At 52.8% G+C, this 26,844-nt stretch carries 20 protein-coding genes; 7 read left to right on the top strand and 13 right to left on the bottom strand.

Annotated elements, in window-relative coordinates:
• Window positions 1-31 precede the first annotated feature (31 nt).
• From gyrA to FXY30_RS00945, 5 genes are read left to right on the top strand one after another with little or no spacing between them, the layout of a single operon-like run.
• A complete protein-coding gene (gyrA, locus tag FXY30_RS00965; RefSeq protein ID WP_071704962.1) occupies window positions 32-2,482 on the top strand; it encodes a DNA gyrase subunit A in 2,451 nt (816 codons plus the stop codon).
• Between the two features lie 20 nt (window positions 2,483-2,502).
• Window positions 2,503-2,811 (top strand): STAS domain-containing protein, encoded by a 309-nt coding sequence (locus tag FXY30_RS00960; protein ID WP_071704961.1) that lies wholly within the window; start codon window positions 2,503-2,505, stop codon window positions 2,809-2,811.
• Between the two features lies 1 nt (window position 2,812).
• Window positions 2,813-3,148, top strand: a complete 336-nt coding sequence (locus tag FXY30_RS00955) for an ATP-binding protein (protein WP_071704960.1) — start codon at window positions 2,813-2,815, stop codon at window positions 3,146-3,148.
• An 11-nt stretch (window positions 3,149-3,159) separates the two neighbouring features.
• On the top strand, window positions 3,160-3,966 hold the full coding sequence (locus FXY30_RS00950; RefSeq protein WP_071704959.1) for a SigB/SigF/SigG family RNA polymerase sigma factor: 807 nt from the start codon (window positions 3,160-3,162) through the stop codon (window positions 3,964-3,966).
• Window positions 3,967-3,970: 4 nt separating this feature from the next.
• Window positions 3,971-5,149, top strand: coding sequence for an NUDIX hydrolase N-terminal domain-containing protein (locus FXY30_RS00945; RefSeq protein WP_162272148.1), 1,179 nt, complete (start codon window positions 3,971-3,973; stop codon window positions 5,147-5,149).
• A gap of 106 nt (window positions 5,150-5,255) precedes the next feature.
• Here FXY30_RS00945 and FXY30_RS00940 read toward each other — a convergent pair whose 3' ends face one another.
• From FXY30_RS00940 to FXY30_RS00925, 4 genes are all read right to left on the bottom strand, one after another.
• The gene (locus FXY30_RS00940) at window positions 5,256-6,473 is read right to left on the bottom strand and encodes a hypothetical protein (protein WP_071704958.1); all 1,218 of its coding nucleotides are present in this window, start codon (window positions 6,471-6,473) and stop codon (window positions 5,256-5,258) included.
• Window positions 6,474-6,501: 28 nt separating this feature from the next.
• Complete coding sequence (locus FXY30_RS00935) at window positions 6,502-6,957, bottom strand: RNA polymerase sigma factor (protein ID WP_071704957.1); 456 nt, start codon at window positions 6,955-6,957, stop codon at window positions 6,502-6,504.
• Window positions 6,958-7,080: 123 nt separating this feature from the next.
• Window positions 7,081-8,907, bottom strand: a complete 1,827-nt coding sequence (locus tag FXY30_RS07625) for an ABC transporter ATP-binding protein (RefSeq protein ID WP_071704956.1) — start codon at window positions 8,905-8,907, stop codon at window positions 7,081-7,083.
• The gene (locus FXY30_RS00925; protein WP_071704955.1) at window positions 8,904-10,628 is read right to left on the bottom strand and encodes an ABC transporter ATP-binding protein; all 1,725 of its coding nucleotides are present in this window, start codon (window positions 10,626-10,628) and stop codon (window positions 8,904-8,906) included. Before FXY30_RS00925 ends, FXY30_RS07625 begins: the two co-directional genes overlap by 4 nt.
• A 243-nt stretch (window positions 10,629-10,871) precedes the next feature.
• On the opposite strand from FXY30_RS00925, the gene FXY30_RS00920 reads away from it, so the two are divergent.
• Window positions 10,872-12,731, top strand: a complete 1,860-nt coding sequence (locus FXY30_RS00920; RefSeq protein WP_071704954.1) for a hypothetical protein — start codon at window positions 10,872-10,874, stop codon at window positions 12,729-12,731.
• Between the two features lie 136 nt (window positions 12,732-12,867).
• Window positions 12,868-13,548 carry a B3/B4 domain-containing protein gene (locus FXY30_RS00915; RefSeq protein WP_071704953.1) on the top strand — a complete coding sequence of 227 codons (681 nt, stop codon included), beginning with the start codon at window positions 12,868-12,870 and terminating at the stop codon, window positions 13,546-13,548.
• Between the two features lie 7 nt (window positions 13,549-13,555).
• Here FXY30_RS00915 and FXY30_RS00910 read toward each other — a convergent pair whose 3' ends face one another.
• The 9 genes from FXY30_RS00910 to purE all read right to left on the bottom strand — a co-directional run bounded on the left by FXY30_RS00910 (window position 13,556) and on the right by purE (window position 26,789).
• Window positions 13,556-17,314 (bottom strand): phosphoribosylformylglycinamidine synthase, encoded by a 3,759-nt coding sequence (locus tag FXY30_RS00910; RefSeq protein WP_071704952.1) that lies wholly within the window; start codon window positions 17,312-17,314, stop codon window positions 13,556-13,558.
• Window positions 17,311-18,597, bottom strand: a complete 1,287-nt coding sequence (purD, locus tag FXY30_RS00905) for a phosphoribosylamine--glycine ligase (RefSeq protein WP_071704951.1) — start codon at window positions 18,595-18,597, stop codon at window positions 17,311-17,313. Before purD ends, FXY30_RS00910 begins: the two co-directional genes overlap by 4 nt.
• Before the next feature lie 90 nt (window positions 18,598-18,687).
• Window positions 18,688-19,872, bottom strand: coding sequence for a phosphoribosylaminoimidazolecarboxamide formyltransferase (locus FXY30_RS00900; RefSeq protein WP_071706035.1), 1,185 nt, complete (start codon window positions 19,870-19,872; stop codon window positions 18,688-18,690).
• Window positions 19,873-19,955: 83 nt separating this feature from the next.
• Window positions 19,956-21,386 carry an adenylosuccinate lyase gene (gene purB, locus FXY30_RS00895; protein WP_071704950.1) on the bottom strand — a complete coding sequence of 477 codons (1,431 nt, stop codon included), beginning with the start codon at window positions 21,384-21,386 and terminating at the stop codon, window positions 19,956-19,958.
• An 86-nt stretch (window positions 21,387-21,472) separates the two neighbouring features.
• A complete protein-coding gene (gene purN / locus FXY30_RS07585) occupies window positions 21,473-22,906 on the bottom strand; it encodes a phosphoribosylglycinamide formyltransferase (protein ID WP_071704949.1) in 1,434 nt (477 codons plus the stop codon).
• Window positions 22,903-23,955 (bottom strand): phosphoribosylformylglycinamidine cyclo-ligase, encoded by a 1,053-nt coding sequence (gene purM / locus FXY30_RS00885; protein ID WP_083428129.1) that lies wholly within the window; start codon window positions 23,953-23,955, stop codon window positions 22,903-22,905. The genes purN and purM overlap by 4 nt, the downstream gene beginning before the upstream one ends.
• Window positions 23,955-25,379 carry an amidophosphoribosyltransferase gene (locus FXY30_RS00880; protein WP_071704948.1) on the bottom strand — a complete coding sequence of 475 codons (1,425 nt, stop codon included), beginning with the start codon at window positions 25,377-25,379 and terminating at the stop codon, window positions 23,955-23,957. Before FXY30_RS00880 ends, purM begins: the two co-directional genes overlap by 1 nt.
• Window positions 25,380-25,447: 68 nt before the next feature.
• Window positions 25,448-26,164, bottom strand: coding sequence for a phosphoribosylaminoimidazolesuccinocarboxamide synthase (gene purC / locus FXY30_RS00875; RefSeq protein WP_071704947.1), 717 nt, complete (start codon window positions 26,162-26,164; stop codon window positions 25,448-25,450).
• A 127-nt stretch (window positions 26,165-26,291) separates the two neighbouring features.
• Window positions 26,292-26,789 (bottom strand): 5-(carboxyamino)imidazole ribonucleotide mutase, encoded by a 498-nt coding sequence (purE, locus tag FXY30_RS00870; RefSeq protein WP_071704946.1) that lies wholly within the window; start codon window positions 26,787-26,789, stop codon window positions 26,292-26,294.
• Window positions 26,790-26,844 lie beyond the last annotated feature (55 nt).

Below are 26,844 nucleotides of genomic sequence, written 5' to 3'. Positions count from 1 at the left end.
GTAAGCCTCAAAACATAGAGAAGGAGTGAGTATGGTAGAAGAGTTTACCAAACAAACCGTATTGGATGCGGATCTGGAAGAGGAGATGAAAAGCTCCTATCTGGATTATTCCATGTCGGTTATTGTTGGCCGCGCGTTGCCCGATGTGCGTGACGGCTTAAAACCGGTGCATCGGCGCATCCTATACGGTATGGCCCAATTAGGATTGACGCCGGATAAACCGTATCGAAAATCCGCCCGTCTGGTCGGCGATGTTATGGGTCGTTTTCATCCCCATGGCGATTCGGCGATTTATGACGCGGTGGTACGTTTAGCGCAGCCTTTTAACACGCGCTATATGCTGGCGGACGGCCAAGGAAACTATGGCTCCATCGACGGCGACGGTGCTGCAGCCATGCGTTATACCGAGGTACGCATGACCAAGCTGGCACAAGAAATGCTTCGGGACATTAACAAGGAGACGGTGGACTTTCAGCCCAACTTTGACGAAGAGGAGCAAGAACCGACGGTATTGCCGGCGCGTTTTCCGAATCTCATCGTCAATGGTTCCGCGGGTATTGCCGTCGGTATGGCAACGAACATGGCACCGCACAACCTGGGAGAAGCCATCGATGCCTGCATTGCTTACATGAATAATCCGGATCTGACGACGGAAGACATTTTAGCCATTATGCCCGGCCCCGATTTTCCGACCGGTGCGCATATCATGGGAAAATCCGGCATTCAGGAAGCCTATGAAACCGGACGCGGTCGCCTGAAACTGCGTGCCGTGGCCCGCGTGGATGAAGTTCGCGGCCACAATCGGATTACGATCACGGAAATTCCGTATCAGGTGAATAAAGCCAAACTCATTCTCAAGATCGCCGATCTCGTGAAGGAAAAGCGCATTGACGGCATTTCTGGCATTCGCGATGACTCCAACCGCACGGGAATGCGCATTGTCATTGATCTGAAACGTGACGCCATCCCCAAAGTGGTGCTGAACAACCTGTTCAAATATACGGCGATGGAAACCACGTTCGGTATCATCAACCTGGCGCTGGTGAACGGTCGTCCTCGCATATTGCCCATGAAAGATCTGATTCGCTATTACATTGAGCATCAGATTGAGGTGGTGACGCGTCGTACGCGCTTTGATCTCGCGAAAGCGGAGGCACGGGCGCACATCATTGAGGGCTTACGAATCGCGTTGGACAATATCGATGCGATCATTAAAATTATCCGTTCCAGCTATGATGATGCGGAGATTAAAGCCATTTTCCTGAAGCGCTTCGGTCTGGATGATCTGCAGTCGCAGGCGATTTTGGACATGCGTCTGAAACGCCTTTCCGGTTTGGAACGCGAAAAGCTGGATGCGGAATACAATGAGCTATTGCAGAAAATCGCCTACTATCGTGAAATTCTGAACAGCCGTCGCGTGCTGCTCGGCGTGATTGAGCAGGAATTGCTGGAAATCAAAGAAAAATATGCGGACGAACGGCGCACGAAGATTATGCCGGCAGCGGAAGAAATCGACATTGAAGACTTGATCGAGAAGGAAGCGGTGGTGATTTCGCTTACGGAACGCGGCTATATCAAGCGCACGCCGGCGGACGAGTATAAAGTGCAGCAGCGCGGCGGAAAAGGCATTCGCGGCATGACGACAAAAGAGGACGACTATGTGCGCCATCTCTACGTCGTATCGACACATGATGAGATTCAGTTCTTCACCAATCAGGGAAGACTTTACACCTTAACGGCATATAACATTCCGGAAGGCGGACGCACATCGCGCGGACAGGCCATTGTCAATCTGTTGCAACTGGAGCCGAATGAAGTGATCGAGGCGATGTTCCCGAAGAGTGCGGCGCTTTCCAAAGATAAGTATTTTGTCATGATGACGAAAAAGGGAACACTCAAGAAGACGGCGACATCGAACTTTACGAATGTGCGCGCAAGCGGTATTCGCGCCATTACGCTTGCAGAAGACGATGAACTCGTTGCCGTGCGTATTGCCAAGGGAGACGGAGAAATTATCATCGTGACAAAAGAGGGTATGTCCGTCCGCACGTCGCTTGCGGCGGTGCGCGGTGTGGGTCGCTCCGCCATGGGCGTAAAGGGCATCACACTGGGCAAGAAGGATGAAGTCATCGATATGGATGTGGTCAAAGACCTTCCGTATGTGCTCATCATCAGCGAAAACGGTTATGGCAAGAAGACCCTGATCGAGCATTACACGCTGCAGAACCGTGGAGGCAAGGGCCTGAAAACCTATAAGGTGACCAAGAAAACCGGAAGCATTATTGCCGGCATGTTGGTGGATAAGGCGGATGAGGTGTTGCTGATGTCGCAGAATAACGACCTCATTCGTTTGGAAGTGGCTAAAATCAGTACGCTGGGTCGTTCGACTCAGGGTGTGAAGCTGAAAGACGTCAAATCGGAAGAAGAGCGGATCGTGGCGGTGGCCAAGTACATGGACGACTGGGATCCGGCCGAATCCTAAGCGGAAAGGGAAGGGGAACGATGGCATTTCACATTCAACTGGAGCATGGCGATGCGCTGGAAATCGCCTTGCAGGGCGATTTGGACATTATCAGCGCGGCAACTTTAAAAACAAGGGTGTTGGAGGCATATCAGGATAGCCCATCGCCCATTATCTTTGATCTTTCCGAACTGGATTATCTGGATTCGACCGGCCTCGGCGCCTTAATTTCCATTCTCAAGAACACGAAGCCGGCAGGCCATTCCATCACGATTCGAAAGGCAAAGCCGAATGTGAGAAAACTCTTTACGATCACGGAATTAGATCAGGATTTTCAGTTGGAGGATTGAGATGAACCCGGTAGAATTATGCATTCCTTCGCAGGCGGAATATGTGACGACATTGCGCCTGGTGACTGCATCCATTGCGCAAAAAATGCAGTTTGACATGGAAGCGATTGACGATTTACGCGTCTGTGTTTCCGAGGCGGTGAATTATCTCTTGCCCTCCAATGAAGTGATTCGGATCCGTTTTCGAGAAGAGAGCGACCGGCTGGTGATTGAAATCTGTGCCGGCGGAGAGGAAACGGAAGAAGAAGGCTATCTACTGCATCGCCAGATTATGGAGACGCTTTTGGACGGCGTAGAAACAGAAGACGAGACTTTGCGGTTAATCAAATTACGCTGAGAGGATGAGGGATGGCGAACGAGCGAGAAAATAGCAAAGATTCGCGCAAAGCGAGACTCGACGAGGAACGGGAAGAATTTCGTCGTCTCGCGGAAACGCGCGATCCGAAACTGCGTGAAAAGATCATCACCGACCATCTTTATATTGCGGAAATTTTGGCGAAAAAATACGTGAATCGCGGAATGGAATACGATGATCTGCTGCAAGTGGCTTCGTTAGGGCTTATTTTTGCGGTGGATCGTTATGATGTATCCAAAGGATTCGCCTTTTCCAGCTTTGCCACGCCCACCATTGTCGGGGAGCTGAAGCGTCATTTTCGGGATAAAGGATGGGTCATTCGTGTTCCGCGTCGCATTCAGGAGTTGTCAAAAAAGGTGAATCTCGCCCGGTTGTCGCTTGCGCAGGAAATGCAGCGTCAGCCGACGGTGGATGAGGTGGCGGAACGGCTGGGCGTCAGCGCGGAGCAAGTATTGGAAGCCATGGAAGCCTCCAAAGTCTACGCGCCACAGTCCTTAGATAAAACACTGGATACGGGCGTGGATGACCAGGAAATGAGCCTCGGCGATTTGATTGGGGAAGAGGACGATCGCTTCAATGAAATTGACTTTAATGATGTGGTGGATCGTCTGACGGCAACGCTCAACGACCTGGAAAAACGCATTTTTCTCTATCGCTATTTTGAGAAACGCACGCAAATTTCCATTGCGGAAGAGCTGGAAATCAGTCAAATGACCGTTTCGCGCATTGAAAAGAAAATCATCAAAAAATTTCGTCAGGAATTGCAAGTTCCCGTGCAAAGCGGAAAGAAAAAAGGGTGATGTTGTGGAATATCAGGATCTTTACCGGATAAGCGACGGCAGTTATGTCGGAAAACACATTCGCGGGCAGGCCATTCCCGAAGGAACATACTTGCATTTGGTGTGCGTTTTTACCATCAACAGCAAGCGGGAGCTTTTGCTGACCCGTCGGGCAGAAACCAAAAGCCATCCGCTCGAGTGGGAAAATACCGGCGGCGCTGTGCAGGCAGGCGAAACGCTTCGCCAGGCGGCGGTTCGTGAGCTCGTGGAAGAGACAGGGATTGAAGCGGCCGAAGACGAATTAGTGTATTTGGGCAATCTTATCGCCAGACGAGAGCAGAATGCCCGGATGCATGCGTTTTTCCTGGACCGCGATGTGGACCTTGCAGACATTCGCCTGCAAGAGGGCGAGACCGTAGATGCAAAATGGGTTCCGCTGTCGTGGTCGCTGTGTTCGGACTCGTCGCTGTCGGAACCGGTGCGCTTGCGTCTGGTCTATTTCTGGCAGGAATTGGAGAGCTTTCTTGACCCGGTAAAGACCAAGGATCCGCATTTACAGTGGGCGAATCGTTATGAGCCGTGGCTCTCCTGGGCAAAGCAACTGCAGTTTTATGCGCAGCAGGGGCAGGCCTATACAAAGGACCCGTTCGATAAAGAGCGCTTTGATGCAATTTCTTTACTGGCCAATGAAATGCTGGCGGAAAAAACAGGCATTTCCCCGCGCAAGGTGTTGGGCCTTTTTGCGCCGATATCGTCGATGTATCGTACTCCCAATGTGGAGGTGCGTGTGGCGGTATTTCGCGGAGACCAAATTCTTTTGGTGCAGGAAAAACGCCCCAAAGATGCGTGGTCGCTTCCGGGCGGTTGGTGTGATGCCGGTTTGACGCTGGCGGAAAATGCGGAAAAAGAAGTCTGGGAAGAGGCGGGCCTTCGTGTCCGCACGAGAGCCGTTGTGGCCATAGAAGATCCCACAAAAGAGGATTACGTCTACGTCACGCCTTATGATATCTATAAAATTTACGTTCTCGCGGAGGAAATCCCCACAGACGAAGAAGGCTTTCAGCCGAACGCGGAAACCTCGGATGCCCGATTCTTCGGCCTGGAGGAATTGCCACGTCTCAGTGAAGCCCGTGTGAATGAACGCGCAATACGTCAATGCTTTGCGGCAAAAGACGATCCGCATTGGAAAGTCTATTTTGATTAACTAATTTGACGAGACAAAAGCACGAAACGGTCTTTTTACGCAAAAGGTGCTGCGTGCGAACGATCCTCACGTTTGCACGCAGCACCTTTTTCTTTTTAAAGAAAGATTAGAGTGTATACTCTGCTGCATTGATCAATTGCGTATCTTTGAGATCGTGGAAAACTTCTCCTAAGACGCCACCCAAGAGACCGCTTTTCTCTTCGCTGTCTTGGTTCGTATCAATGGAGGCGATATCTTCCGCAATCATGCCGACCGCCTCCTCCTGCTCTTTTGTACATTTGACGGTAGCGCAATCGCGAATGGTTAAATTCTTCAGAATGTCTGCTGGAGAAAGATCAGGGGAAAGTTTCACCACAGCACATTCTTCCACAACCACACCCTTGGGATAGCTACGAAGCAGTTGTGGCCCTACTTTTGCCGATATTTTATCCGATACGTAGCCGATTTCCGGATCGATGACCTTCAGCTCGTCATAAACAAAGGACTGATCAAGAAAGGCATCTTCCAAGCTCTTAAGGACGCGCGCGTCTCCGGTTACATAGAGATATTCTAAGCGATCCAGCGCTTCTTTATCCTTGATGGTGATGTCGCCGTCAACGTAAAGCTTAGAGCCGTACTTTTTGATGGTACGCGGTTTTAACGCAACGTCGTCCTCTAATAATACGGTTCCGTCCGGGACAGGAATCACTTTGGTTTCTTCCTCAATCCGCGGCAACAGAGCAGGCATCAGGCTCTCAGCAATCACGACTTTTTCAGCGGAAAAACGAAGTTCTTTTTCTTCTATTCTGGCCGTGTTAAGAGAGGTATCGAGGAAGAACAAGGTATCGAGACAATAATAGAAGTCGTTTTGTGCACGTTGTACAAAGAGATCATCAATGGATGTTGTGGAATTTAGGAGTGACGCACCATCTGGATAGTAGATAATTTTTCCATTATTCTTCAAATGATGCAGTTTTCCATTAAAGCTGCGGGGCATCAGGACGGTTCCGTTAGCAATAATTTGTTGAAAACTTTCTGCAGCGGCCAAACTCCCGTTTTCTAAGGTGAGCTTCCCGTTTACCACCAACAAGCAATCTTTTCCGTCAGCATCCGGTCCGAGTGTAAATTTATTGTTGACCACTTTTGCGGTGATATCCGCGTTATCCGGCAGCATCGTGACACTCGCTACATTCAGTGCGACCGGATAGCGATCCAATAGTTGTTTGGCACGTTCCGTGGTTAATATAATGGCGGCATTGATCATGATCTGATCATAACCGGTAAGGGATTCTTCCGAGACATTTCGAGCGTCACAAATGGCACAATTGATCATTTTCTTTTTCATTTGATCCTCCTTTTTGGTAGAAATATGGCTATCGAGAACACTCTTCGCGTAGTATTTTTCTGGCGCGGCTAAGCTTCGCGCGAATACCGGATGCGGAGCAACCGTATAGCTCCGCTAATTCTTTTGAGTTATAGCCCTCAAGATAGCGCTTGATAAACAGCTCTGATAAATCAGATGGCAAAACGGAAAGCAGAAAGCCGACCTCCGCCTCGGAATATGTCGTATCTTCCTCGACATCGGGCGCAGGGGAATATTTTTTTTCTACCGCTCGGCGGCGACATTGGTCATAAAAGAGGTTTCGGGCCACTTTATAGAGCCATGCTCGGCGCTGTTTGGTTTCCATGCCTTCCAAAAGATCTTGGTAAGAGAGCGCCTTAAGGAAGGTCTCCTGCAGTAGATCTTGCGCATCGCCGATATTTCTGCACATCATGCAGCAATAGTTGAGCAATTCGCTTCCGAATACGGTATAAAGCTCGGCAACCATGGGCGTCCTCCTTTCCTTGGTCTTCACTTATAGAACGGATGAGAGGGACAAAGTGTTTTGCACTGCTTATTATTTTATTTACGACTATTTCCTGATGATACATTACTATTTTCTGATGATAGGCTACGCTAATTCTTCCAAGCCCTTATTCAAGCGATAATAGCGCCCTTTTTGGCGCATGAGATCTTCATGATCGCCGCGTTCCACAATCTGGCCGTCTTCGAGGACCATGATGGCGTCGGCATTGCGGACGGTGGAGAGACGATGAGCGATGACAAAGGTTGTACGGCCCTGCATGAGCTGATCCATGCCTTCGGCGATGAGCTTTTCGGTATGGGTATCGACGGAGCTGGTCGCTTCATCCAGAATGAGAATGACCGGATCGGCCACCGCCGCACGTGCAATGGCGAGCAGCTGACGCTTGCCTTGCGATAACTCTTCGTCTTTATCGGAAATGAGGGTATCGTAGCCGTCTTTCAATCGGCGGATAAAGCCGTCAGCGTTTGCCAGCTTTGCGGCATATTCCACTTCTTCGTCGGTGGCATCCAGCCTTCCGAAGCGAATGTTTTCGCGGATGGTGCCGCTAAAGAGATGCGTTTCCTGTAGAACCATCGACAACAGGGAACGAAGGTCTTCTTTTTGCATTTCCTGAAGAGGCAAACCGTCGATGGTAATTTCGCCGTCATTAATTTCATAAAAGCGATTGATTAAATTGGTAATGGTCGTTTTTCCCGCGCCGGTCGAGCCCACCAGCGCGATTTTTTGTCCCGGCTTGGCATAGAGTGAAATGCCTTTGAGAACCGGATGCTCGGCGTCGTAGCCAAAACGCACATTGGAAAAGCGCACATCACCATGGACGGGGATTTTTCTTAGGCCATCTTTCTCTTCACTGTCCGGCACGACCCAAAACAGCTCCTGTGTTTGCGGATCCTTTTCTACGCGTATGGCACCGTCCATATTTTCCGCTGGTTCATCCATCAGCTGGAAGATGCGCTCGGCGCCGGCGATGGCGGAAAGCACGCCGTTAAGCTGTTGCGCCACCATAGTCACCGGACGATTGACGGTGCGGGTGTATTGCATAAAGGCGGTTAACGCGCCGATGGTCATGACGCCGTTCATGGTATAAAAACTGCCCACCAATGCGACAAGAGCATACAGAACATATGCGAGATTTCCCATAATCGGAAAGCTGATGACACCGAAGGTTGCGGCGTTGGTAGAAGCATCCTGCACGGAATCGGAGCGGCGATTAAACTCCGCCTTGGCGGCGTCCTGCCGGTTAAAGAGCTGTACGACCTGTTGCGCAGAGAGCATCTCCTCGACGTAGCCGTTGATTTCGGCAATCTGCTTTTGCCGCGAGCGATAATATTTGCCGCTCTTTTGCGAAATGATGCGCATGAGAAGCAGAATCACCATCAAAAAGGCTAGGACGATGAGGGTCAGTTGCCAGCGTAAAAAGAACATCATCACGATGGTAGATGTAAACTGCACGACGGAAAGAAGAAATTGAGGAAGCGCTTGTTGGATGGTCTGCGCCAGGGTATTCACATCGTTGGTGAACGAGGACATAATTTTCCCGTTGGCGGTACGGTCAAAGTACGTGATGGGAAGAGACAGCATATGTGCATTCATCTCGCGTCGCAGCTGATAGATGGTGTGCTGGGAGAGCTCCGCCAACCACAGAAAACCGTAATATTCCGAAATGGTGGCTAGGGTAAACACGACGACCATTTGGCCCAAGGCAAGAAAGAAGGCATGCAAATCGTGTGAAACCGCAACGGCATCCACTACGGGCGCCAACAAGCCGTTGCCAAGCACCCCTAAAAAGGTGGAGCCGATCACCATCGCTAAGCCGCCAAGGAAGAGCTTCTTATTGTAGCGGAAATAGGAAAATAGCCGTTTTAGAACCGGTATATTGAGTATCGCCCGGCGAGAGGATTTTTGCTTCATTCCGAAAGCCCTCCTTCCTGCGATTCCGCAATGTCTTTATAGATCGATGAAGTGGCCAGCAGCGTTTCATGCGTTCCGATGGCGTCAAGATGTCCCGCATCTAAGACGAGAATCTGGTCGCAGTCGCGCAGAGAATCAATGCGCTGGGCAATGGTAATGGTCGTTACGCCGGAAAGTTCGTGCTGCAGCACGTGACGAAGCTTGGCATCGGTGGCCATGTCGAGAGCGCTGGTGGAATCGTCCAAAATGAGAATTTGCGGTTTTTTAATGAGGGCGCGTGCAATGGTCAGGCGTTGTTTTTGCCCGCCGGAAAAGTTTCCGCCGTTTTGTTCAACTTCATGGTCCAGCGTGTCCGGATAGCGGGAGACGAACTCCCAGGCCTGCGCCTTTTTGAGGGCATCCACAATTTCTTCCTCTGTCGCATCCGCCTTTCCCCACTGCATATTGGAGCGAATGGTGCCGGAAATGAGGGTGTTCTTTTGCAGCACAATACCGATGTTTTCACGCAGGGTGTGCAGGGAATACTCCTTTACGTTGATACCGCCGACATAGATGGCGCCGCGATCGACGTCATACAGCCGGGCAATGAGCTTCACCAGGGTGGACTTGGAGGATCCGGTGGGACCGATAATGCCGAGATGCTCCCCGGCACCGAGCGAAAAGCTGATGTCGTGCAAGGTGTCTTCCCGATAGTCGGGATAGCGGAAGCATACGTGATCAAAACGCACGGAAGCATCGGGAAGCATCTCGATTGGATGCGGCGATTCTTTGATTTCCGACGTGGTGTCAATGACCTCAAAAATGCGTTTTAAAGAAGTGTACGCAAAGGAAAAATTCACGACGTACATAGTGATCATCATGACGGCCAGCATCACCTGAAAGACATAGGTGGTAAAGCCGATGATGGTTCCGGGAAGCATTTCGCCGTGATAAACGAGCAGTCCCCCGCGATAGAGCACGAAGAGGAGCGTAAAGTAGAACAAAATGCTCGAAAGCGGATTCATCCAACTGACGATGCGCACCGCCTTCAGTTCCGTTTGCAGGGAATTTTGATTCGGTCGTTCAAATTCTTTCGCAGCGTGCTTCTGCCTTCCAAAGGCTGTAATGATATGGATGCCGTTGAGCTGTTCCTGTATCGTGGCGTTTAATGCATCGATGCGCTTGCGCGTGGCCAGAAAAACCGGGATGGCTTTGCGAAATACGAGATAGATGACGAGTCCGGAGAGCGGCAACATCAGAAGAAAGATGAGGGCCAAACCGGCGTGAATGCGAAACGAGAAAATCAACGCAAAGATAAGTAAGAAGGGAAAGCGAAACGCCATGCGAAGGCTCATCATGGCGACCATGCCGACGGTATCGATATCACTCGTCAGGCGTGTGATAAGCGAGGGAACGCTGATTTTATCAAGGTTGTGGTAGGAAAAATGCTGGATGGCGCCGTAAGCGGCTTTGCGCAGATTGCCGGCAATTCCGTAGCCTGCGGTCGCGCCGAGACGGGAGCTGAGGGCGCCAAAGACCATGCTGAGGAAGGCGATGCCGATCATACGCAACGCCTGTTGCGTTATAAAGGCTGAATCGTTTTGCGCAATGCCCTGATCGACAAGGCGTACCATCATCATGGGAATGACGATATCGCCGATAACTTCCAGAATCATCAGCATTGGGGTGAGAAATACCTGAAGACGAACGTTTTTTGTATAGGGATAAAGTTTTTTTAGCATTGCATCCTTCTTCCCTTTGCGCGAAGAGAGTTTTCGAAAGGGTATCGCATCTTAACGTTAGGCACTATACCCATTCTTAAATTGCATTACGCAGCGCCTCTTTTCCGGGCTTTCGTTAGAAAGAACATATTTTATTCACGCCTTCTCATTATAGTGAGGGAAAAAGAAAATCCTCTTATCCATGCAAGGGAGAGGGGCATCCGCTATACTGAGAGAGAGTAAAGAGCGGTTGAAGGAGGGCGTATGCTAAGCAATCAGGATAAAAAGAAGATTGGCGCACTGGTCGGCATTCTGATCGCCGGAACGGGTGTGCTTTTCGGCGCTCTAAAATTAAATCAAAAACCCATCAGCATTGTCGATGACGGCCAGTCCGGAAGCTATCACGAGTCGTTTACCATTTCGGAGGATGCTTCTTCCGGCAGCACCTCTTCCGGGCCGGGATTCGCTACACAGGAATCTCTTTCAAGGGCTTCCTATAACTCTATGAGTTTGCCGGAAAAAGAAAGATCCGCATCGGAGGAAAAGAGCGGAAATTTAGTCGTTCGTCCTTCCGGGTCCTCATCGAAAACAGCCGAAAAGACGAGCCAGGCGACATCGGGTCCGGAAAAAGCTCCTTCCGAATCGCAAAAACCAGGCGGATCAAGCGGCCAGACGTCTTCTCAGAAGCCGAAAATCGGGCAGCTCTCAAGTGAGCGGACACCGGAGGAACAATCGTCCATCAATCAATCCCAAGCGTTGGAGGAAGAGGCGGCGCGCATACCGTCGACACCGTCCTCCAAAGCACTGGCGGATCTGCCGGTTTTTAAAGGACAGCTTTTGGGAAACACCAAAGTCTATTTTTATCAGCACCCTTCTCTTAGCGTAGGGCTGGATTTACGGAAAGCCAACAGAATGGCGGAACAGCTTTTTGCGTATCCGACGAAAGACGGCTTCGTGATCTTCCCGCGCCAGATGATGAATCTGCTTGGCCTGGATGAAGAAACCTTAAAAGAGCGGCTCGAAAAAGGCGAAGCCATTCCCGGCTCCGTTGTCGTTTCTCTGGTGGATAAGAAAAAGAAAGAAGAGCTGGAGAAAGCGGATCCGGACAAAAAACTTCGCTTCACCGAGGCGGAGGACGGTCGTTTTTACGTGATTCGTCAACAGGAAGAAAAGGCGGATCGGTACCAAAAAATCTATGACATGCTCGACAGCAAGCTCAATCCGGAGTTTATCGCAGAAAACCTGAGCACGGGCGGCATGATCGGCAATCCGCCGAAAGAGGCCGATAACGTTACACTCGGTCAACAGCAGAGCGATTGGGAAAAATTGGTCGCCATGATGAAGGATAATCCGGCCGTGGTCGAATGGAACTGGAATTTACCACTGCTCTCCTCTTCCGAAGGCTACCTGTATAACGGCGAGGATCTTCGTCATAATGTTCCGTCAGGAGAACCCACGTATACCTTTGGCCGCATGGACCTGAACGGCGATCAGGTGCCGGAGTATCTGATTCATGCGACGACAAGCGGTTCGAAAACAGGCGTGGCCGCTGGCTATTGGGCCATCCTGGAGCCGACACCTTCCGGACTGAAAGTCGCCAACATTATTCCGGAAGGCAATGGGGATTTGTTGCGGAGTCAGGACAAATTCATTTTGCCGACTGTGGATCAAAATGAGAAATCCGTTTCGCTGACGGTGCAGGAAACCGGCTTAGCCAAGGAAACGAATCGCAAAGACATGCCCAAGGTAACCTTCCGCGTTGCGGATGAGGGAACCGGCAAAGAATTGGCGGAAAAATATCCCGACGCTTCGGTGGTGCCGATGAAGGATAAAGTGTACCTGTTCAAGATGTCCGAATTGGAAAAACTGCTGGATTACGCCGTCGAAGTGATGAATGACGCAAAGTATGTAGAGCTTGTCGGACCGGTGACCGACGCGAAAACAGGAATCACCAACCCGCATGGGACGCGGGAAACGAAGATCGAGGATCCGCTGCGGTACTTACAGGAACGCTATCCGGATCTGCCACTTACGCCGGAGCGCTTGAAAAAAGCGACCTCGACCGCAACGTTCAAGGATCTGGATGCCGTGTTGACGCCCGGCGATTTCGATCGCGTCGAATAACCCCTATTTTACGGAACAAAAGAGGACGGCTTGCCGCCCTCTTTTGTTATGTTGTGAAAGCAAGAGAGCGAGAAAGAGAACGGATGGATCGTCCGTAGCATTGTTGTGACAGACAGGAAACCGGAAAGGAAAGCACATGAAACTGATCGTGGATCGCAGTATGGTCGACTTGGGCATTACGGATGTGGTGGTCGGGTTTGCCAAGAATGTCAATCCGCAGGCCGCATTGACGGAAAATCTAAAGCAAAAGCAGAAGGAAATGGAGGAATGGGCGCTGGCAACTACGCTGGAGGAAGCCTTGGCGCACCCGATCACCCAAGGCTATCTGGACATGATGCAACGCGTAAAACGCAGCGTGAAGAAAAATCCGCCGACGGTACCGGCCTTGATTCGCAACATACAAAGTCGGGGCGCTTTACCGCACGTGAATACCATTGTCGATTTGTACAACGTGGAATCGCTGCGCTCCTTTTTGGCCATTGGCGGCCATGACCTGGACAAGGTAGTGGAGCCGGTAACTTTTACGGTAAGTGGAAAAGAAGATGTTTTTTTGCCTATTTTATCCACGGAAAAGCATGTGGCCGAGACGGACTATCTCTATCGCGACGCAAACGGCATTATGGCCTGGATGGGCGTGCGTGACGGGGAAAATTATAAATTTGATCCGGAAACGAAAAATGCGATCTTTATTATTGCGGGTAATGCCGTAACCTCGGTTGATATGCGCTTGGAGTCTCTTGAGCGCATCGCCCGGGACATGGCCGAATGCATGCCCGGGCTCAAGTTTACAACCGAAGTGGTTCACGCCGAAGCGTAAGCCCTTCTTATTCTTTATTAAAGTAGTCTTTTGCCGCTTCAAACAGCTTAAGATCCGCCACTTCCGGCAGATTGCGATAAAGGAAGCGACCGGTACGTTCGCTGTGGCCCATTTTGCCGAGAATGCGCCCATTGGGCGAGAGCAGCGCTTCGACAGCGCCTAAGGATCCGTTCGGATTGTAGGCCACATCCATGCTCGGCTCGCCATTCTCGTCAACATATTGTCCGGCGACCTGTCCCTTTTCGAACAGCTTCTTTAAGCGCGCTTCGTCCATTTCCAAACGGCCTTCGCCGTGGGAAACGGGCACGCGGAAGCATTGTCCCGGCGTAACATGGGCAAGCCACGGCGAGTTATTAGTGACGATGCGTGTCGTAACCATCTGCGATTGGTGACGCCGGATGGTGTTATACGTGAGCGTCGTCAATTCGGGGCTCGGCGGCATCAGGCGTCCAAAGGGAAGCAACCCCAGCTTTACCAGCGCTTGGAAACCGTTGCAAATACCCAGAATCAGTCCTTCGCGACGATCCAACAAGTCGGTGAGCGCCTCGGCAAGCTCTGCATTGCGGAAGAACGCATTGATGAGCTTGGCACTGCCATCCGGCTCATCTCCGCCGGAAAAGCCGCCCGGCAGGAAGAGGACTTGCGCCTCGCGAAGGGCCGCCGCCATTTCCTCTACGCTGCGGGAAATATCTTCCGTTGTCTGGTTGCGCACGAGCTGAATGCGAGGAACAAGTCCCGCGCGTTCAACGTAGCGCGCCGAGTCCACTTCACAGTTTGTGCCCGGAAAGACGGGGATCACGACGCTTGGTGCTGTATTTTGCAGCGAGAAAGCTGCGCCATGATAGAGCGGGAAGGGATGCGCCTCGGCATGTTTTTTCGCCAGCTGTACGGCCTCCTTCGCTTCGGCAAAGAGTGGCGCAGGCGGCGTGGCCGGCGTCGTGGGATAGATGTCTTCAAGTGTTTCTTTGCGAAGAGCGGCAATGTTTTGCAGAGCAATCGTGGTATTCGGGAAGGCGATGGCGTAAGCTTCGGCTGTTTTGCCGATTTCCTGTACCTGTACACCCGGAATGTCTCCAATCGGCTTTTCCGATGCAAGCAGGAAGGAACCGAAACCGGGCGTTGTCAGCATGTCCGGCGTGACATCTTTTGTTAGAGTTGCGCCAATCTCGTTTCCGGCGGCGGAGAGCACCAACGCTTCCATCAGTCCGCCGTAGCCGAGCGCATACGCGCTGTGCACGTCTTCCCGCTGCGTGAGATCTGCGATGGCGGTGAAGAGGGTGTTCAAGGAAGCAGGGTCCGGTAATCCTGAGGCTTGTTGGGTCGGATATACGAGTGTGAGCCGCTCTCCCGGCGCTTTCCATTCGGGGGAAAGTACGCGTTCGGCGCTGTTTGTGGTGATGGCGAAGGATACGAGTGTCGGCGGAACATCCATGGATTCAAAGGTGCCCGACATGGAATCCTTGCCGCCGATGGAGCCGACTTCAAAGTCGATCTGTGCCTGCAGCGCGCCGAGGAGGGCTTCCAAAGGTTCCTGCCAACGCTCGGGGATGTCTCCTGGGCGTTTGAAGTATTCCTGGAAGGTCAGATACGTCTGTTTACGATCCGCACCGGTTGCGAGCAGTTTCGCCAGCGACTCCACGACCGCCAAATAGGCGCCATGATAGGGGCTTTTTTCTGCGACTTCCGGAGAGTAGGCCCAGGACATGTAGGATGCGGTGTCCGTTTCGCCCTTTTCGAGTGCAATCTGATGCACCATGGCCTGAATCGGCGTGGAATGCGTTTTTCCGCCATACGGCATGAGGACGGTTCCCGCACCGATGGTGGAATCGAAGCGATCCACTAGCCCGTGCTGATTTGCGTTACGCAAGTCGCGCGCGAAATCCGTAAAAAGCTTTTCGAGGTTTTCTTCTTTATGCGTGGGATGCGGCTGCCAATTCGCGCTTCCTGTCGGAATGGAAATGTGCTTTTCCGCCCCGTTGGAGTCCAGAAATTCACGGGAAAGATCCAGAATGGTTTGCCCGTTCCATTCCATCTGTAGACGGGGAATGGCCTGAATTTCCGCGACGACGGTCGCTTCAAGGTTTTCCGATGCGGCAAGGGCCATGAAGCGTTCGCAATTTTCCGGGGCTATGACAACGGCCATGCGCTCCTGCGATTCACTGATGGCCAATTCCGTACCGTCGAGTCCCGCATATTTTTTCGGCACCCGATCCAGATAGATATGAATGCCTTCCGCCAGTTCTCCGATGGCAACGGACACCCCGCCCGCACCGAAGTCGTTGCAGCGTTTTATCATGCGCGCCGCTTCGGGATTGCGGAAGAAGCGTTGTAATTTGCGCTCTTCCGGCGCATTGCCTTTTTGCACTTCGGCCCCTGCCGTTTCCACGGAATGCAGGGTGTGCGCCTTGGAGGAGCCGGTGGCGCCGCCGATGCCGTCGCGGCCGGTACGTCCGCCGAGAAGAATGACCACATCGCCGGGGGTCGGGGTCTCTCGCACGACATTTTCCTTCGGCGTCGCAGCAACGACCGCCCCGATTTCCATACGCTTCGCCGCATAGCCCGGATGATAGATTTCATGCACCATGCCGGTGGCCAGGCCGATTTGGTTGCCATAGGAGGCATAGCCTTGGGCGGCCTCGGTGACAATTTTGCGCTGCGGGAGTTTGCCTTCCAGAGTTTCGGCAAGCGGGGTGCGAGGATCCGCCGCGCCGGTCACGCGCATGGCGGCATAGACATAGGCGCGTCCCGAAAGGGGATCACGAATGGCGCCGCCGATACAGGTGGAAGCACCACCGAATGGTTCGATTTCGGTGGGATGGTTATGTGTCTCATTTTTGAATAGCAGTAGCCACGGCTCTTTCTTGCCGTCGATGGTCACGTCCATGTGTACCGTGCAGGCGTTAATTTCTTCTGAAACATCCTCGCCGGTGAGCTTTCCGGTCTTGCGCAGATAGCGTGCAGCGATGAGAGCCATATCCATCAGACAAATGGGCTTACTGTCGCCGGTTTCTTTGCGCAAACGAAGATAGGTCTCGTAGGTTTCCTGCAACAGGCGATCTTCAAACGTCACTTCGTCGATGATGGTGCGGAAGGTGGTGTGACGGCAGTGATCCGACCAGTACGTGTCGATCATGCGAATTTCGGTTTCGGTCGGATCGCGCTGTTCCTTTTGGAAATAGCGTTGACAGAAGAGGAGATCATCGTCGTCCATGGCGAGACCTTTTTCTTCCCGAAAGGCTGCCAGCGCCTTGGCATCCGCTTGGATGAAGCCGTCGAGTGTCGGCACGGCTTTCGGCTCGGTTTTGGCCCATTGCAAGGTTTCCGGAAGCGCATCGGATGCCTCGCGTGCTTCGACGGGGTTAATCAGGTGCGCCCGCAAGCGTTTTTGGTCTTGTTCGGAAAGCGACCCTTCAAAGAGATAGACGCGCGCGGTTTTTACGCGCGGTTCTTCCACACGGGAAAGCAAGCGCAGACAAAGCTCGGCGGAATCGGCACGCTGATCAAATTGGCCGGGAAGGGGCTCGACCGTAAGATGCGCGTCGGATGCCGGCAATTTTTCCAGAACCTGATCGACCGTGGGATCGGAGAAAATGGTATCCACTGCCTGGGCAAAAACGGCATCGTCAACGCCTTCTACATCGTAACGATGCAAGATGCGTACGTTCTTGAGGTCTTGCACCTGCACAAAGTCCTGTAGGTCATGCAGAAGCGCGCGCGCTTCCTGCGCATGGGCCGGCTTTTTTTCGACATAAACACGACGGATCATGCTTGGCTCCTTTCCAGCGCCTCCAGCGCTTTTTGTCCGATATCGGTGCGGAAATATTTGGTACGGAAGGTGACAGCTTCCGCCGTTTCATATGCTTTCTCGATAGCTTCGCGAAGCGTCGGAGCCGTTTCCACTACGCCGACCACGCGTCCGCCGTTGGTATAATACGTGCTGCCCTTTTTGCGCACACCGGCGCAGTAAATTTTTTCGCGCAGGTGACGGGGAAGCGTGATTTCCACATTTTTTTCGTATTGTTTGGGATAACCTTTGGAGGCCAAAATGACGCAGCAGGAAGCGCCATCCTTAAACTGTACCATTTCCTCCTCCAGCGTTTCATTGGTGACCGCCTGAAACAGCGTGAAGAGGTCACTTTCCAGAAGAGGAAGAATCGCTTGCGCTTCGGGATCGCCAAAACGACAGTTGTATTCCACTACTTTCGGGCCCTCCTTCGTGAGCATGAGGCCAAAGTAGAGGCACCCTTTGAAGGGCGTGCCTTCCTCGCGCATCCCTTTTATGGTCGGCTCAAAGATGGTTTTTCGGCAAATTTCGGCGATATCCTCGGTATAGAAGGGATTGGGCGCAATGACGCCCATGCCGCCAGTATTGGGGCCCTTGTCCCCGTCGTAAGCGCGTTTATGATCCATGGAGGAAAGAAGCGGAACAATGGTCTTGCCATCTGTCAGGGTGAGCACCGTTACTTCCGGACCTTCCATGAACTCTTCCACAATGAGGCGATGTCCGCTTTCGCCGAAGGCATCCTGTTCCATGAAACGGGTAATGGTTTCCTGCGCTTCTTCTTCGGTTTCGGCAATGACGACGCCTTTTCCCAGCGCCAGACCGTCGGCCTTGATGACCAGCGGCAGGTGTCCGGCATTCGCCTCGGCATGTACATAGTCACGGGCTTCCTGCACATTCTCGAACGCTTCATAGCGTGCGGTGGGAATGGCATGGCGTTTCATAAAGGCTTTTGCAAAAATTTTGGAGCCTTCCAACTGTGCAGCGGCTTTGGTCGGCCCGAAGCAAGCAAAGCCGGCTTCTGTAAAGCAATCGACCGCACCGTCCACAAGCGGGTTGTCGGGACTGACGACGATATAGTCCACGTGCTCGGTTTTTGCAAATCGAATCAACGTCGAAAAGGCATCAGCCGCAATGGGAAAGGGCGTGCCGCCGTCCATGCCGTCGTTTCCCGGCGTACAATAGATGCGGTTTATGGTCGGGTTTTTACGCAACGCCTTGATGATGGCGTGCTCGCGGCCACCGCCGCCCAAGATCAATACATTCATCGGACACCTCTTTCTGTGCTTCGCGCATTGCGCGTAAATATGTTTGCCTCACGTCGTATCGCAACGCCCCTTATTAGGGAGCGCGTTTTTTTAGTGATGGAACAGACGCTGATGCGTAAAGACCATGGTCATGCCGCAGGCGTCTGCTTGCTGTCGAACGGCGTCATCGCGAGTGGAGCCGCCGGGCTGCGCAATGTATTGCACGCCGCTCTGTGCGGCACGCAAAATATTGTCGGCAAAGGGGAAAAACGCATCGCTGGCGAGGGCGAGATGCGCCTCGCGACGAAGATACGCGGCGCGCTCTTCTCTGGTGAAGGGTTCGGGGCGCGCTGTGAAATACAACGGCCAGCGATCCTCGGCGGTGACATCCTCTTCATAATCGTGCAGATACTGGTCGATGACGTTATCGCGCGCAGCGCGTGTCAGATCGCTGCGAAACGGCAGCGAAAGTACGCGTTCGCTTTGACGAAGTCGCCAGGTATCGGCTTTATCGCCGGCCAGGCGTGTACAGTGAATGCGGGATTGTTGTCCCGCTCCGACGCCGATGGCCTGCCCGTCTACCGCAAAGCAGACGGAATTGGACTGCGTATACTTTAGCGTGATGAGGGCAACGAGAAGATCCCGTTTTGCCGTCGCCGGCAGATCCTTGTTCTCGGTGACAATATCGCCCAGGGCATCCAGGGAAAAGCGGCAATCGTTGCGCTTTTGCGTGAAGCGAATGCCGAAAACTTCCTTGGATTCCAGGGGTTGTGGAACATAGTCGGGGTCTATGGAAACAACGTTATAGTTGCCGTTTTTCTTTTCGCGTAACAGCGCGAGCGCTTCTTCGCTATAGCCCGGCGCAATGACGCCGTCCGACACTTCGCGGCGGAGCAGACGCGCGGTGGTAACATCGACGGGACGGGAAAGAGCGGCCCAGTCGCCAAAGGAGCTGAGGCGGTCGGTGCCGCGTGCCCGCGCATAGGCCGAAGCCAGCGGAGATTCATCCAGACCATCGACATCCTCGACAAAACAGGCGCGCTTCAGGGCATCCGGAAGGGGAAGACCGAGCGCGGCCGATGTGGGGGAAACGTGCTTAAAGGAGGCAGCGGCCGCCATTCCGGTTGCTTCGTCCAGTTCGCGGACCAGCTGCCAAGCATTTAAGGCATCCAGAAAATTGATATAGCCGGGCTTGCCGTTGAGAACCGTAAAAGGCAGTTCGCCGCCGTCGGCTCGATCCAGACGTGCCGGAATCTGATTGGGATTACAGCCATACTTTAATGGACATTCCTGCATGATGACCTCCAAACATTTCGAATAAGAAAAACGCACGAACACCAAACGGCAAGCGGTTCCTTCGAGGCCCGCCGCCGTTTGCCTCAGACCGACAGAGTAATTTTACGATCGCTATCGTGATACCTTGCAATCAAGGGATCGGCGACGTCTGCCAGAAAATGTTCCACCTGCTCGCGGCAACGGCCAATATAGGCGGAAGGCTCCAGATGCGAGCGAATTTCTTCCTCGGTAAGAGGAATTTTCTCTTCTTGGGCCAGTCGTTGGATGAGATCGTTGGGTTTTCCCTCTTTTACCGCACGCGCCGCCGCATGGGAATGCACGCGGATCAGTTCATGGAGCTCTTGACGATTGCCGCCGCGTTTTACCGATTCCATCATAATATTTTCCGTGGCCATGAAGGGCAGCTTTTCCATGACGCGACGGTGCACCACCGCTTCGTAGACGGTCATATTTTCCGTAACATTCATATAGATGTTCAAAATTGCATCCGTGGCGAGGAAGGCTTCAGCGACGGCAATGCGCTTGTTGGCGGAATCATCGAGCGTGCGTTCCATCCACTGGGTGGACGCCGTAAAGGCAGGATTTAAGGCATCCGTCATGACATAGCGTGCCAGAGCGGTCATGCGTTCCGCGCGCATGGGGTTGCGCTTATAGGGCATGGCAGAGGAACCGATCTGTTCTTTTTGGAAGGGTTCTTCCATCTCTTCAAAAGACTGTAACAGGCGCAGATCGTTTGCAAATTTGGAAGCGCTCTGTGCGATGCCGGATAAAGCGGAGAGGAAGAAGGAATCGATTTTGCGAGAATAGGTCTGTCCGCAGACCGGAATCAGGCGAGGAAAATCAAAGGAGGCAGCAATTTTTTCATCGAGTGCCTGCACCTTTTCGCTATCTCCGTCAAACAGCTCCATGAAGCTGGCTTGGGAACCGGTCGTGCCCTTTGCCCCGCGGAAGGCCAGTTGGTCGATCTGGAATTGTAGCTGCTCCATATCCATGGCGAGCTCGTTCATCCAGAGCGTCGCGCGTTTTCCCAGCGTTGTCAGCTGTGCAGGCTGCAGGTGCGTATAGGCCAGCGCCGGAACGTCTTTATAGCGATCGGCGAAAGCGCGCAGATTCACCAACACCTGCGCCGCTTTATGAAGCAGCACCATCGATGCTTCACGCAGGATGATGAGGTCGGTGTTGTCGGTCACATAGCAGCTCGTGGCACCCAAGTGGATAATGGGTGCGGCGCTTGGCGCCTGTTGGCTGAAGGCATAGACGTGACTCATGACGTCATGGCGAACGATCTTTTCGCGTGCTTCGGCAACGGAAAAGTTGATGTCGTCTTCCACTTTTTCCATTTCCGCGATTTGTGCATCGCTGATATCCAAACCCAGTTCTTTTTCCGCACGGGCAAGCGCAATCCAGAGCTTGCGCCACAGATGAAATTTATGCTGCGCAGAAAAGAGAAACTGCATTTCGTCGCTGGCATAGCGCGTGGATAGGGGAGAAAGATAACGATCGTAAGCGTCCATGAAATATCCTTTCTGTCAAAAAACGGTGACAATGAAGAAACGCCGCAAATCCAAGTGCTTCCGGGAAAGGAAGAAGCGCCTGCAGCTCACAACGTTTCGGAAAAGCGACTCTTTTGAATGGTTTGGATACCGTTTGCGGTTTGCACTTCCACATAGAGTGCAATGCGGTTCTGGGCATCCAATGCGTTCCAGAGATGGTCCGCGAACGCCTCGGCGTCGCCATCCCAGGAGAAGCGCAACGGTTCTCCCTGAAAGCTCGGCAGCGGATTAGCGTCGGTCACATAGGTGGAGAGAAAGCGCCCGAATCCGGGCTCTTTTTCGTACCGGAAGGCGTAGTAGCCGGCCTGTTGTCCGCTTGCGTTCAAGGCCTTCCAGATGGAAAGCTGCATACCGTCGGTATCAAGCAAACCGGATATGCGCGGCGTATAATGGGGCGCATCCGGCTCGAACCGACGGCATTGTAAAGCCTCGTCGAAGGACATCCCTTGGGCCAAGCCATCCAGTATGGTATCCGTCTGGTCTCCGTTGGTGACCACAGTCACGGGCTGTTCGCGATATACCGTGTGAGACAGTGCGCGATAGATAATGAGACGGGGATCTTCCACAAGGGCCGGATCATGGGCTTGCGTGTAAAGATCGCCGTCCCGCTGCACAAAGATGCGATTTTGGCTGTTCGTGCTTCTTCCCATGATGAAATAGGCTACCAGGCGTTCGCCGTGCGGGCCATGCGCGAGCGCAATGCCGCGTCCCGGATAGGGATTGCCGTCGACCAGAGAGGCCAGCGATGGTGCCTCGTTTCCCACTTGGGAGCCGGCTTGCGCAGGGACTTGTGCCTCTGCCGTACCAGCGACAAAGAAGGGCGCTTTTTCCGCTTCGGAAAGAGGCGCACAAACGGCTTCTTCCGGCAAGTTCTGTATTAAGCGCACGGCAAGCGCATGAACCACTGCCGGCAGCAGACGCCATTCGGCCTGTTCCATAACGCGGCGTTGCAGCGTTTCCGGTGTGTCATCTTCGTGAATTTCCACGGCGTGTTGTGCCAGAATCGGGCCGGCATCCGCTTCGGCTGTCACAAAATGTACCGTTGCGCCGGTAACCTGTTGGCGATTTGCAAGCACGGCTTCGTGTACGTGCAAGCCGTAATACCCGCGCCCACCAAACGAAGGCAGTAGTGCTGGGTGAATGTTCACGATGCGATCGGGATAAGCCTCAATCAGGCGCGGCGAGAGCACACGCAAAAAGCCGGCTAATGCAATCAGTGCAATATCCGCGTCCTGTAAGGCTTTTAAAACCGCTTCCTCCCAGGCATCGCCGGGAAGATCTTTAGCAGAAAAGACCGCGGTAGGAATGTTCGAATTTTTTGCCCGCTCCAACGCATAGACATCCGGCTGATCGGAAAGTACGAGACAAATCTTTGCCGGGGCAAGCTTTCCGGCGGCCTGGGCATCGAGAAGCGCCTGTAAATTGGTGCCGCCACCCGATACAAAGACCGCAACGGGAACGCAGGAAGGTGCGCCGGTCATAGAATCACCCTCTCCGGTGAGGATACCACTTCGCCGAGACGATAGGCTTCTTCGCCTTCTTCCTGCAGGATTTCGAGTGCGGTAGGCAGATCTTCTTTCGATACGACGAGCACGAAACCGACGCCCATATTAAAGGTGTTGTACATATCGTGTGTCGTGATTTTTCCGGCTTCTTGGATGAAGCGGAAGAGGAAGGGAAGACGAAGCGCGGCGCGGTCGATGTTGGCGCCGAGACCGTCCGGAAGGGCACGCGGAATGTTTTCATAGAAACCGCCGCCGGTGATGTGGGCCATGCTTTTCACCTTTACCTGCTTCATGAGCGAGAGCACGGGCTTTACATAGATGCGTGTCGGCTCTAAAAGTGCTTCGCCGAGCGTTTTGCCGTCGAGCGTGGAATAACGGGTCGTCCAGTCGGTGTTTTTATTGCCGTCTAGGATTTTACGCACGAGCGAAAAGCCGTTGGAATGTACACCGGAAGAAGGTAGGGCAATAAGCTGATCTCCTTCCTTGACGTTGTTTTTGTCAATCATGTCCTTTTCATCGACAAGACCCACGGCAAAGCCGGCCAAATCATACTCGTCTTCCGGGTAGAAGCCGGGCATTTCCGCCGTTTCGCCGCCAATCAAGGCGCATCCGGATTGGACGCAGCCTTCCGCGACGCCTTTTACGATTTGGGCGATGCGTTCCGGGTCATTCTTTCCACAGGCGATATAGTCGAGGAAAAACAGCGGTACAGCGCCGCTACATAAAATATCGTTGACACACATGGCGACGCAGTCGATGCCGATGGTGTCGTGTTTATCCAGCAAAAAAGCATACTTGAGCTTGGTGCCCACGCCGTCGGTGCCGCTGACGAGAATCGGCTTTTCCATGCCGGCGATGTCCGGAGCAAAGAGTCCGCCGAATCCGCCGATGCCGGAGAGCACGCCCGGCGTTGTTGTGCGTGCAATATGCTCCTTCATTAACTCTACCGCGCGATAGCCGGCGGTAATATCTACGCCCGCTTCTTTATAGGCTTCGGAAGAGGACTGTCGATTCATCTCATCCATTATTCTTCTCCATTCCAGCAATAGGTGCACAGTTGGCAGCGCGGAAGCCCAATGGCTTCGATGGTTCCTTCCAGCGTCTGGTATTCCAACGAGGAAAAATGAAATTGTTCGGCAATCTTATCACGCATGGCGCGCCCGCGTTCGGTGGTGCCGTCGCGATATTCGTCAAGATGGTTAAAGCCTTCCTCGCCTTCCAGCTGCAGGATGATGCGACGAGTGAGCAGTTCCATCTCGTTGTTGGTGCGCGAAAAGTTCAAGTATTTGCAGCTGAAGAGAATCGGAGGCGATGCGGAGCGCATGTGAACGCATTTTGCGCCGTTCCTGTAGAGAAAATCGACCGTTTCGCGCAGTTGCGTGCCGCGCACGATGGAATCATCCACAATGAGCAGCTTCTTGTCGTCGATATAGTCCGTAATGGGCAACTGTTTCATGTGGGCGACGCGGTTTCGCTCCGATTGGCGCGAGGGTGTAAACGAACGCGACCAGGTCGGCGTGTATTTCAGCATCGGACGACCGAAGGGAACGCCGCTTTCGTAGGCATAGCCCTGTCCGTATGCCAAGCCGGAATCCGGCACGCCGCCGACAAAGTCAATATCGGGAATCCCGTTGTTTTTCCGGTCGTTTTCCGCCAGAATTTCGCCGTTGCGGTAACGGGATTTTTCGACGCCTTCGCCTTCATAAGAGGAATTGGCATAGCCGTAATACGTCCAGAGAAAGGCACAGATTTTCATCTCTTCTTGCGCCTCCAGAACGGTTTTGAAGCCGGTGGGCGTAATTTCCACCGCTTCGCCCGGACCCAGCTCTTTTACCGTTTGATAGCCCAACTTGTGATAAGGGAAGGGCTCAAACGAGACGCAGTGGCCATCGGCGTTTTCGCCTACAAAGACAGGAAGGCGTCCGTAGTAATCGCGAGCGGCTAAGATGGTGCCGTCGTCCTTTAAAAGCAGCAGCGACGCCGTTCCTTCGATACGTCGTTGTACAGCGCGGATGCCGTCGATATAGGAATCCTCTTCCGCCATCATGGCAGCGATGAGTTCCACGCTGTTGACCTGGCCATTGGTCATGGCGTCAAAATGTGCGCCGGGTTTCGAGAGGTATTCTTTAATCAGTTCCTCTTTATTATTGATTATGCCGATGAAACAGAGGGCAAAGGTGCCGAATTTCGATCGGATCAAAAGCGGTTGCGGATCGTAATCACTGATGCAGCCGATCGCGGACGTCGCCTTCATCTCATCGAAGATGGATTCAAAGCGGGTACGAAACGGAGAATTTTCAATGTCATGAATTTCCCGTTGCAGCCCGATCTCCTTGTCATAGCCGGCCATGCCGGCACGGTGTGTACCGAGATGCGAATGGTAGTCGGTGCCATAAAACACATCGACCAGGGCGTCTCGCCGGGAGGCAACGCCAAAAAAACCGCCCATAGTTACTCCTTCACTTCGTTCGTGGGTTCGTTGCAAGCAGACGGCCATGAGGCCGTCCGCAGGGGATGTTAGGCCTGTTCGCCGAATACGCGATGCATCATTTCTTTATAGGCATCTTCGACACCGCCCATATCACGGCGGAAGCGATCCTTATCGAGCTTTTCATTGGTCTCGGCATCCCAGAAACGGCAGGTATCCGGCGAGATTTCATCGGCTAAAACGATGGAACCGTCGGCGGTACGACCAAATTCCAATTTAAAGTCCACCAACTTGACGTTGAGCTTCTTGAAATAGGCTTTGAGCGTGTCATTGACCTTAAATGCCATCTCGGCGATGCGGTTCAGTTCCTCTTCGGTGGCGAGCTTTAAGGCCAGCACATGATAGCGGTTAATCAGCGGATCATGCAGGTCATCATCCTTCAGGGAAAATTCCAGCGTCGGCTTGTCGAAAACAATGCCTTCCTCGACACCATAGCGTTTCGCAAAGGAGCCGGCGGAAATGTTGCGAATAATGACTTCCAGTGGGACGATCTCGACTTTTTTCACCACGGTATTGCGATCATCGAGCTCTTTAACGAAGTGTGTGGGCACACCTTCTTTTTCCAACAGTTGCATGAGGAAGTTGGTCATACGGTTGTTGATGGCACCCTTTCCAACGATGGTGCCGCGTTTTGCGCCGTCTCCGGCCGTGGCATCGTCCTTATACGACACGATGACCTTGTCACTTTCGTCCGTAGCGTACACTTTTTTCGCTTTTCCTTCGTAGAGCTGTTCCAATTTTTCCATGGGTATCCTCCTTATTTATACTGTACCATTACCTTGTACATTACACCTTGCACCATATCACGGTGCTCAACAGACGGGGAAACAAAATTGCCGCAGGTCTGCCCGAAGGCGGCCAAGCGGCAAATGCTTATTTTTCAGCGAAGCGGGCAGAAATTTTGCGATCTTTTTCCCGGACATTTTCGGCATCTTTTGCGCGCTTTTCTTCCAGACGCTTGTCGAGCGCTTCATCACTGAGCGCAAGAATTTGTGCGGCCAGGAGCGCAGCGTTTTTCGACCCGTTGATCGCAACTGTCGCGACCGGAATGCCGGAGGGCATCATAACCGTTGAAAGCAGGGCGTCCATACCGTCCAGGGCCTGCGATGTGCAGGGAATGCCGATGACCGGAAGCGTGGTATTTGCCGCAAACGCACCGGCCAGATGCGCTGCCATGCCTGCCGCACAGATGAGCACCCCGAAGCCGTTTTCTTTGGCATGTACCGCAAAATCACGTGCTTCTTGTGGCGTGCGGTGCGCAGAATAGACGTGTACTGCAAAGGGAATTTCCAATTCTTTCAGGATGTCTACCGCTTTTTCCATGATGGGCAAATCGCTGTCGCTGCCCATGATCAACGCTACTTTTTTCATGATAACTCCTTTCGTCAATCCTGCGGCGATGCCGCTTTTGTAACGAATTTTTCTT

This window comes from Murdochiella vaginalis (genome assembly GCF_902381775.1).
In the GTDB taxonomy this organism is placed as follows: Bacteria; Bacillota; Clostridia; order Tissierellales; family Peptoniphilaceae; genus Murdochiella; species Murdochiella vaginalis.
This window is presented reverse-complemented; position numbering and strand designations above follow the sequence as displayed.

What these genes read in the sequence shown, in the direction of transcription:
- FXY30_RS07625 (WP_071704956.1), bottom strand. Translation starts at nt 8,907, where the DNA reads ATGAAGCAAAAATCCTCTCGCCGGGCGATACTCAATATACCGGTTCTA.
- FXY30_RS00915 (WP_071704953.1), top strand. Translation starts at nt 12,868, where the DNA reads ATGAAACTGATCGTGGATCGCAGTATGGTCGACTTGGGCATTACGGAT.
- purN (WP_071704949.1), bottom strand. Translation starts at nt 22,906, where the DNA reads ATGACCGGCGCACCTTCCTGCGTTCCCGTTGCGGTCTTTGTATCGGGT.
- FXY30_RS00955 (WP_071704960.1), top strand. Translation starts at nt 2,813, where the DNA reads ATGAACCCGGTAGAATTATGCATTCCTTCGCAGGCGGAATATGTGACG.
- FXY30_RS00960 (WP_071704961.1), top strand. Translation starts at nt 2,503, where the DNA reads ATGGCATTTCACATTCAACTGGAGCATGGCGATGCGCTGGAAATCGCC.
- FXY30_RS00940 (WP_071704958.1), bottom strand. Translation starts at nt 6,473, where the DNA reads ATGAAAAAGAAAATGATCAATTGTGCCATTTGTGACGCTCGAAATGTC.
- purM (WP_083428129.1), bottom strand. Translation starts at nt 23,955, where the DNA reads ATGGATGAGATGAATCGACAGTCCTCTTCCGAAGCCTATAAAGAAGCG.
- purC (WP_071704947.1), bottom strand. Translation starts at nt 26,164, where the DNA reads ATGGAAAAATTGGAACAGCTCTACGAAGGAAAAGCGAAAAAAGTGTAC.
- FXY30_RS00910 (WP_071704952.1), bottom strand. Translation starts at nt 17,314, where the DNA reads ATGATCCGTCGTGTTTATGTCGAAAAAAAGCCGGCCCATGCGCAGGAA.
- FXY30_RS00900 (WP_071706035.1), bottom strand. Translation starts at nt 19,872, where the DNA reads ATGCAGGAATGTCCATTAAAGTATGGCTGTAATCCCAATCAGATTCCG.
- FXY30_RS00925 (WP_071704955.1), bottom strand. Translation starts at nt 10,628, where the DNA reads ATGCTAAAAAAACTTTATCCCTATACAAAAAACGTTCGTCTTCAGGTA.
- FXY30_RS00935 (WP_071704957.1), bottom strand. Translation starts at nt 6,957, where the DNA reads ATGGTTGCCGAGCTTTATACCGTATTCGGAAGCGAATTGCTCAACTAT.
- purE (WP_071704946.1), bottom strand. Translation starts at nt 26,789, where the DNA reads ATGAAAAAAGTAGCGTTGATCATGGGCAGCGACAGCGATTTGCCCATC.
- FXY30_RS00880 (WP_071704948.1), bottom strand. Translation starts at nt 25,379, where the DNA reads ATGGGCGGTTTTTTTGGCGTTGCCTCCCGGCGAGACGCCCTGGTCGAT.
- purB (WP_071704950.1), bottom strand. Translation starts at nt 21,386, where the DNA reads ATGGACGCTTACGATCGTTATCTTTCTCCCCTATCCACGCGCTATGCC.
- gyrA (WP_071704962.1), top strand. Translation starts at nt 32, where the DNA reads ATGGTAGAAGAGTTTACCAAACAAACCGTATTGGATGCGGATCTGGAA.
- purD (WP_071704951.1), bottom strand. Translation starts at nt 18,597, where the DNA reads ATGAATGTATTGATCTTGGGCGGCGGTGGCCGCGAGCACGCCATCATC.
- FXY30_RS00920 (WP_071704954.1), top strand. Translation starts at nt 10,872, where the DNA reads ATGCTAAGCAATCAGGATAAAAAGAAGATTGGCGCACTGGTCGGCATT.
- FXY30_RS00950 (WP_071704959.1), top strand. Translation starts at nt 3,160, where the DNA reads ATGGCGAACGAGCGAGAAAATAGCAAAGATTCGCGCAAAGCGAGACTC.